The organism is Pseudonocardia sp. SID8383 (assembly GCF_009864975.1).
Lineage (GTDB): Bacteria > Actinomycetota > Actinomycetes > Mycobacteriales > Pseudonocardiaceae > Pseudonocardia > Pseudonocardia alni.
The window spans coordinates 1-7,368 of the sequence record NZ_WWFY01000107.1 but is presented as its reverse complement, the minus strand read 5'-3'; the positions used below and the strand labels follow the sequence as shown (position 1 = coordinate 7,368).

Genomic DNA, 7,368 nt, shown 5'->3' with positions numbered 1-7,368 from the left:
CGGGCGCTCCCCCGCGGAACCCGCTCCGGCCGACCCGACCGGACGGGCCGGGGCCCCCGGGGCGACCGACCGCCCCGGGCGGGCCCACGTCCCCGACCGCCCCGCGAACCCGGGAGCCGACACGTGATCCGCGTCCTGCTCGCCGACGACCAGGCGCTCGTCCGCTCCGGGTTCCGCGCCCTGCTCGGCTCCCAGCCCGACCTGGACGTGGTCGCCGAGGCCGCCGACGGCGCACAGGCCGTCACCGCGGCCCGCGAGCATCACCCGGACGTCGTCCTCATGGACATCCGCATGCCCGGCACCGACGGCATCACCGCGACCCGGGAGATCACCGACGACCCGGACCTCGCCGACACCCGGGTGGTCGTCCTGACCACCTTCACCGACGACTCCTACGTCTTCGACGCGATCCGCGGCGGCGCCAGCGGGTTCCTGGTCAAGGACTCCGAACCGGCCGACCTCATCCACGCCATCCGGGTCGTCCACAGCGGGGAGGCCCTGCTCGCCCCGGCGGTCACCCGCACCCTGATCGCCGAGTTCGCGGCGCGCTCCCGCGGCGGCCCCGACGGCGCGGTCCGGCTCGGCGAGCTCACCGACCGCGAGCGGGAGGTCCTCGCCGAGGTCGCGGCCGGGCTGTCCAACGACGAGATCGCCGCCCGCCTGCACATGAGCCCGACGACGGCGAAGACCCACGTCAGCCGCACGATGACCAAGCTCGGTGCCCGGGACCGCGCGCAGCTGGTCGTGCTGGCCTACGAGTCGGGCCTGGTCCGCCCCGGCTGGCGCGGCTGAGAGGATCGCGGGCGTGACCACCGTCTTCGTGTTCAACGGCCCGAACCTCAACCTGCTCGGGACCCGCAAGCCGGAGGTGTACGGGACGACCGTGCTCACCGACGTCGAGGCGCTGTGCCGGGAGTCGGCCGCCGCGCACCACCTCGAGCTGGACTTCCGCCAGACCAACCACGAGGGCGTCCTCGTCGACTGGATCCACGAGGCCGGCGCCGCGGTGAAGCGCGCCGACGCGGTCGGCCTGATCCTCAACGCCGCCGCCTACACCCACACCTCGGTCGCGCTGCACGACGCGATCGAGGGCGCCGAGCTCCCCACGGTCGAGGTGCACATCTCCAACGTGCACGGCCGCGAGACCTTCCGGCACCACTCGTTCGTCTCGCCGGTGGCGGCCGGGATCGTCGTCGGATTCGGCGTCGACGGCTACGCGCTCGCCATCGACGGGCTGGTCCGCAAGGTGCGCCCGCTGCGCGCCGTCTGAACCGCCCGTCGCCGCTGTGCTGCCCGGCCGGTGCGCCGCCGGATCCTGCGCCGTCCGACCGGACGCCGACCGGGGCCGGCGCCGATCGGCCCGGTCCGTCGCCGCACCCCTCGGACGGCGGTGACGGACCGGGCGGGGATCACTCCCCGGCGAGGGCCGCGGCGTCCATCCAGACGAACTCGAGGTGGTGGCCGTCCGGGTCGTCGATGCCGCGGCCGTACATGAAGCCGTGGTCCTCGGTCTTGCCGGACAGCGTCCCGCCCGCGGCCAGACCGGCGTCGATCAGCCGGTCGACGTCGTCGCGGCTCTCGACGCCGAAGGCGTTGATGACCTCGCGAGCGGTCCGCGGGTCGGCGACACCGGGCTGCTCGGTGAACTCCCGGAACCGGTCCTCCGCCATCACCATGACGACGATCGCGTCGCTGACGACGAACGAGGCGGTGCGCTCGTCGGAGAACTGCTCGTTCAGGGTGAAGCCGAGCGCGGAGTAGAACGCCTTCGCGGCGTCCAGGTCGCTGACCGGCAGGTTCACGAAGATCATGTTCGGCATCGGGGGCTCCTATGGACGGTGGCGCCGGGGTCCCGGTGCCCTCCGAAGGGGTGGACCGGGGGCGGTGACCGGACTCATCGGTCGTGCGCCGGGAACTTCGGCCGGGCTCCGGGCAGGATCGGGGCATGACCGTGAAGTGGGGAATCATCGGGCCCGGCCGCATCGCCGACGCCGTCGCACCGGACTTCGCACACGTGCCCGGCGCCGAGCTCGTCGCCGTCGCGTCGCGTTCCGCGGAACGCGGTGCCGACTTCGCCCGCCGGCACGGCGTCGACCGGGTGCACACCGGCTACCGCGCGATCCTCGACGACCCGGACGTCGACGTCCTCTACGTCGCCACCCCGCATCCGCAGCACCGCGCGATCGCGCTGGCCGCGATCGAGGCGGGCAAGGCCCTGATGATCGAGAAGGCGTTCACGGTCAGCTCCGTCGCGACCCGCGAGATCGCCGCCGCCGCCCGCAACCGCGGCGTGTTCGTGATGGAGGCGATGTGGACGCGGTTCTTCCCGGCCGTCGTCCGGCTGCGCGAGCTCGTCGCCGAGGGCGCGATCGGGGAGGTCCGCTCCGTGCAGGCCGATCTCGGCGTGCGCAACCGCTCCGGGGCCGACGACCGGTTCTTCTCCCCGGAGCTCGGCGGCGGCGCCCTGTTCGACCTCGGCGTCTACGTGGTCTCCTTCGCCCAGATGCTGCTCGGCAGTCCGGGCACGGTCGCGGCGAGCGGTGCGCTGACGCCGTCCGGTGTGGACCTGGAGGAGTCGATCCTGCTCGGCTGGCCCGACGGCCGCAGCGCCGCACTGCAGGTCAGCCTGCAGTGCGCGATGCCCGGCTCGGCCCGGGTGATCGGCACCGAGGGCTGGATCGAGGTGCCGCCGCGCTTCCACCACCCGGACCGGATCGTGGTGCGCCGGCACGGCGCCGACCCCGAGGAGATCGTGCTGCCGGCCACCGGGCGCGGCTACGCGCACGAGATCGAGGAGGTGACCCGCCGGGTCGCGGCGGGAGAGACGGAGAGCCCGGTCATGCCGCTGGCCGACACCGTCGCCGTCCAGGACGTGATGGCCGCGGTCGCCGACCGGGTCGGGATGGTCCCGGAGGAGGGACCGGCGGAGCTCAGGTGATCCGCTGACCAGCATGTGGACGGAATCCTGTCGGTCCATTCACGGTGACATCGATGTCATTCAATAGAAAAACACAGATTCATTCGATGGTGTCCCAGCGGGTCTCGTGATTGCGGGTCGACATGGTGGGCCCCTAGCGTCGGGGGCGAGTCGTCGTCGAGGTGAAAGTGGTTGCCATGGCTCCCGTCCATTTCTTCCTTGCATTTGACTCGTCGTGCGGTCGCTGCGCCAGGATCAGTGAAGTAGTCTCGAACGAGATTGCGTCAGAGATCGAAGTCATGCCGCTCGCGGATCCGATGGTCAGGGACCTGCGAAGCGCGTTCTACGGCAGGAATCCCCCATGGAGACCGACTCTCATCCAGGTCGATGAAGAAGGGGTTCGGTGTCATATCGGCGCCGGGATGGCGGCGACTCTGACTCGTCTTCTTGGATTTCGTCGTGCCGGGCGAGTTGTTCTTGCCCTCGGTGAGCGAACGAGTCGCCGCTCTGATCAGGCCGGCCTGTCCAGAGCAGGCTTCCTCAGGGCCGCCTGTGTAGGCGGAGCGGTAGCGGTGACGGCCGTAGCCTCGCCGAGACTGATCAACTCGACGGCGGGTGCTCCTGTTCGCCGACTTGCAGCCGGCACCACTGCACTGCACTCCGCCGGATACCACGATCTCCCGTCCGGCTACCTCTCCGGTGCAATGGATCGCCTCGCGGTCGATTCCGACTTCCGACTGCTGATGACGCGCGCTGGAATGGACTCGTTCACCTTTCAGCCCGTGGCGGTGCAGGGGGCACGTCATAGGCTCCGAGGCGGTGGAGAGATGACGGTGACTGCGCTCGCGGCGGACGACGCCCGTGTGCTAGTAGCGCGAGAATTCTCAGGAGTTCAGGGTGCGGGGCATCGAGATTATGCGATGTGGCAGAAGCAGGGCAATGACGTCCTCGTGATGAAAGCGATGGCGGTGAGCGGGGCTGGGCTCGTTGACCTGCATCCGGCAGAAGTGCAGGGAAAGTGTGGAACGTGTAGTACGACAACGATGTACGACGGGCCCGGGTGTGGTGCGATCGACCTCAAGGTGTGTGCGGGGTGCGCCAGCTGTGCCTCGTGCAAGAATGCAAAAGGAAAAGCAGGCTATATCGCCTGTGCGGCGTGCATCGCGGGCTGCGCCGCAACAGTCGACGGCTGTTGCACGAAGCCGATCACGGTCTGCATGCCGTGCAAGGCTGTGCCATGACCGGGTAGCTCGCCGGCGGCGTACCCGCGGCGGTGGTAGGGGACCTCGGGTGGCTGTGAGGCATCAGTCGGGTGTTCGATCTTTACCTGATGAAACTCCGAGGGTAGACCGGGCGGGTGTCCGACACCACGACCAACCCTCAGCGCCGGGAGAGGACCTTTCTCGGTCACCCCGTTCAGCTCGCGACGCTCTTCGGCGTCGAGATGTTCGAGCGGTTCTCCTTCTACGGCATGCAGGCGATCCTGCTGTACTACATGTACTACGAGGTCACCGCCGGTGGCCTCGGCTACGACCAGGGAGTCGCGGCCGGAGTCGTCGGAGCCTACGGCGGAACCGTCTACCTCTCGACGATCCTCGCCGCGTGGCTCGGCGATCGGCTGTTCGGTCCGGAGCATGTCCTCTTCGGCAGCGCGGTGGCGGTCATGGCCGGGCACATCGCTCTGGCGCTCCTGCCGGGCGGAGCAGGGCTGGCCTGTGGTCTCGTCCTCGTCGCGCTCGGCAGCGGCGGGATCAAGGCGAACGCGTCGACGATCGTCGCGATGCTCTACGGCGAGGGTGACGACCGCCGCGACGCCGGGTTCTCGATCTTCTATCTGGGCGTCAACATCGGCGCTCTGCTCGGACAGATCCTCACCCCGGTCGTGCAGACCCGGGCGGAGAGCTTCCACATCGGGTTCGGTCTCGCCGCGCTCGGCATGGCGATCGGTCTGGCCCAGTACGCGTTCTTCCGCCGGAGCCTTCCGGCGGAGGGCAAGCTCCCGCCCAACCCGCTCCCGGCCTCGCAGCGGACCCGCGCCGGGCTGATCGGCGCGGCCGTCGTCGTCGTGCTGCTGGTCCTCACGGTCACCGGGGTGATCACGGCGGGTCGCCTGGACTACATCGTCACCGGGGTCGTCGCGGTCGCCACGATCGCCTACTTCTCCGTGATGCTGACCAGCTCCAGGGTGAACCGGGTCGAGCGCCGCCGTGTGCTGGCCTTCCTGCCGATGTGGATCGCCAGCGCTGTCTTCTGGGCGATCTTCCAGCAGATCTTCACCGTACTGACGATCTACGCGGACGAACGACTGAACCGCTCGGTATTCGGTCTGTTCGAGATCCCGGCCGGCTCCGTCCAGGCGATCGAACCACTGTTCGTCGTGCTGCTGGCCGGAGTGTTCGCCGCGGTGTGGACCAAGCTCGGCCCGCGTCAGCCGGCGTCGCCGGCGAAGATGGCGCTCGGCACGATCATCATCGGTGTCGGCTTCCTGTTGTTCGTGCCACTGGCCGGTACCGGGGCCAACGGCACCCCGATGCTGGCCGTCGCCGGGATCCTGCTGGTGTTCTGCATCGGAGAGCTCTTCACCTCTCCAGTCGGTCAATCGCTGTCGACGAAGCTGGCTCCGGCCGCGTTCCGCACCCAGATGGTGGCCCTGTTCTTCCTGTCGGTCTCGATGGGATCGGTGCTCGCCGGAGTCCTGGCCGACTTCTACAGCGAGGAGAACGAAGCCGCGTACTTCGGCATCACCGGGGCCGCTGCGATCGTCGTCGGCATCGTGGTGCTCGTGCTCGTGCCGAAGCTGAAGGTCCTGATGGAGGGCGTCCGCTAGGCCCCGGTCGAACACCGGTTCGATCCGTCCCCAGCTGTGCACACACCTGTGGACAACTCCGGTGGATCACCGACGACGGGTGCGCCGGATCGTCGGTGAGTCCATCGTGTCGCCGGCCATCTCCCGGGCGATCCGCACGACGTGCGCGCGGACGTCCGGGGGCTGGTCGGCGATACGCATCGCCAGCATCTCCAGCACCGAGGCCAGCCCGAACGCGATCTCGGGGCGGCTGAGCCCGGCGTAGCGCGCCTGCACGGCCTCGTGCCGCAGCGCGGCCGCGGCAGCGAGCACCGTCTCGCGGTCGGTGCGCAGGGCGGCCAGCCGCCGTCGTTCGTGGGTGTTCATGCTCCCCCGGTCGTCGCTGCGGAGCCGTCGCGGGCGACGGCCGGTCCGCACCCGGGGGAGCGGGCGCGGCGACCAGCGTGCCCCGCCCGCCCCGGCAGGCGCCAGGCGGGTCCCCGAGATGTCGCACACACGTTCGACTCAGAGCAGCAGCAGGACCACACCGAGTGCCGAGAACGCCCCCCGGAGGTGGTTCGCGACGCTCCACCGCGGGGCGAACGCGGCCCAGTCGCCGTCGCGTTCCAGGGCGTTGTTGAGCGGGATGTTCACCGCGGCGGTCACGGCGAAGCCGGCCAGCACCGCGACCCCGCCCGCGATCCGCAGGGGCTGCCCGCCGAGCGCCCCGGCCACCGTCACCGCGCCGGCGAGCAGTGCGGTGCCGGCGAACAGTGTCCCGAACACCGGGTTCACGATCACCCGGTTCACCCCGCGCATCACCGTGACCGCCTCCGCGGCGGGGCGACGACGCAGGGCGGGGAGCACTGCGACCGAGAACGCCAGGTAGACCCCGCCGAGCAGGCCCGCCCCGGTGAGAGCGGCTCCGTCGAGGACGCCGGTCATCCCGCCACCCCCGCCGCCCACTCCTCGACGGTCAGCACGCCGTCGGCGGCGCCCCGCGGGCCGTGCGCCCGGACCCGGCCCTCGTTGAACGCCCGGTTCATCGCGACGTGCAGCCGAGCCCCGTCGGCGGACAGTCCGGCCCCGCGCAGCAGCCGCTCCATCTCCCCGTCGGGGACGCGCACGTAGGCCAGGTCCGGCAGGCCCAACGCGGGCCCGAGCGCGGCGACGACGTCGGGCACCGTCCGGTCCGCCGCACCCTGCACCTCCACGACGTCCGGTGCGTCCGGGTCGAGCAGGGCCGCGGCGGCGGCCCGGCCGACGTCGCGGGTGGCGGCCATCGGCAGCGCGACGTCCGGGTCGACCGAGTCGGCGTGCACCCCGTGCGCCCGCATGGCGTCGGCCGACCACAGGAACGATTCCAGGAACAGGCCCGGCCGGACCCGGGTGACGTACGCGTCGAGCGTCGCCAGCCGGGCCTCCTGGTCGTGCAGGCTGCCCAGGTACCCGGTCGCGGCAAGGCCGGGGCCGCCCGGGACCTCCGCCCCGAGCGAGCTCAGCGCGACGACCCGGGTCACGGCCGCGTCCCGCAGCGCGGCGACGACCGACTCCCCGAGCCGAGCCTGGTGGGCGGCGTGGTCGGGTGCGGTGACGTCGAACGGCAGCAGGACGAACGCGGCGGCCGCGCCGTCGAACGCCCGGCGCAGGAACGCCCGGTCGCCCA

7 protein-coding genes and 1 pseudogene are annotated in these 7,368 nt (G+C 71.0%); 4 read left to right on the top strand and 4 right to left on the bottom strand.

Annotation, left to right across the window (positions count from 1 at the left end):
• The first annotated feature begins 123 nt into the window (after positions 1-123).
• Together GTW08_RS02530 and aroQ are read left to right on the top strand one after the other, a co-directional pair.
• On the top strand, positions 124-792 hold the full coding sequence (locus tag GTW08_RS02530) for a response regulator transcription factor (protein ID WP_073575961.1): 669 nt from the start codon (positions 124-126) through the stop codon (positions 790-792).
• 4 nt (positions 793-796) lie between these two features.
• Entirely contained in the window at positions 797-1,270 is a 474-nt protein-coding gene (aroQ, locus tag GTW08_RS02525; protein ID WP_217266903.1) for a type II 3-dehydroquinate dehydratase, read from the top strand.
• A 139-nt stretch (positions 1,271-1,409) separates the two neighbouring features.
• On the opposite strand, the gene GTW08_RS02520 is transcribed toward aroQ, so the two are convergent.
• Positions 1,410-1,820, bottom strand: a complete 411-nt coding sequence (locus GTW08_RS02520) for a VOC family protein (protein WP_073575959.1) — start codon at positions 1,818-1,820, stop codon at positions 1,410-1,412.
• 125 nt (positions 1,821-1,945) lie between these two features.
• Here GTW08_RS02520 and GTW08_RS02515 point away from each other — a divergent pair, with 125 nt between their 5' ends.
• The gene (locus GTW08_RS02515; protein ID WP_073575958.1) at positions 1,946-2,938 is read left to right on the top strand and encodes a Gfo/Idh/MocA family protein; all 993 of its coding nucleotides are present in this window, start codon (positions 1,946-1,948) and stop codon (positions 2,936-2,938) included.
• A gap of 1,336 nt (positions 2,939-4,274) precedes the next feature.
• Positions 4,275-5,744, top strand: coding sequence for a peptide MFS transporter (locus GTW08_RS02510; RefSeq protein ID WP_073575957.1), 1,470 nt, complete (start codon positions 4,275-4,277; stop codon positions 5,742-5,744).
• 66 nt (positions 5,745-5,810) lie between these two features.
• Here GTW08_RS02510 and GTW08_RS02505 read toward each other — a convergent pair whose 3' ends face one another.
• The 3 genes and pseudogenes from GTW08_RS02505 to GTW08_RS02495 all read right to left on the bottom strand — a co-directional run.
• Entirely contained in the window at positions 5,811-6,089 is a 279-nt protein-coding gene (locus GTW08_RS02505) for a hypothetical protein (RefSeq protein WP_062398562.1), read from the bottom strand.
• Positions 6,090-6,227: 138 nt separating this feature from the next.
• Positions 6,228-6,647, bottom strand: coding sequence for a DUF1772 domain-containing protein (locus tag GTW08_RS02500; RefSeq protein WP_073576125.1), 420 nt, complete (start codon positions 6,645-6,647; stop codon positions 6,228-6,230).
• Positions 6,644-7,368, bottom strand: a pseudogene (locus tag GTW08_RS02495) (hypothetical protein); the annotation flags it as partial. The gene GTW08_RS02500 and the pseudogene GTW08_RS02495, both read right to left, overlap by 4 nt.

Excerpts from the sequence above, each read along its gene's own strand:
- GTW08_RS02520 (WP_073575959.1), bottom strand. The coding sequence starts at position 1,820 with ATGCCGAACATGATCTTCGTGAACCTGCCGGTCAGCGACCTGGACGCC.
- GTW08_RS02515 (WP_073575958.1), top strand. The coding sequence starts at position 1,946 with ATGACCGTGAAGTGGGGAATCATCGGGCCCGGCCGCATCGCCGACGCC.
- GTW08_RS02505 (WP_062398562.1), bottom strand. The coding sequence starts at position 6,089 with ATGAACACCCACGAACGACGGCGGCTGGCCGCCCTGCGCACCGACCGC.
- GTW08_RS02500 (WP_073576125.1), bottom strand. The coding sequence starts at position 6,647 with ATGACCGGCGTCCTCGACGGAGCCGCTCTCACCGGGGCGGGCCTGCTC.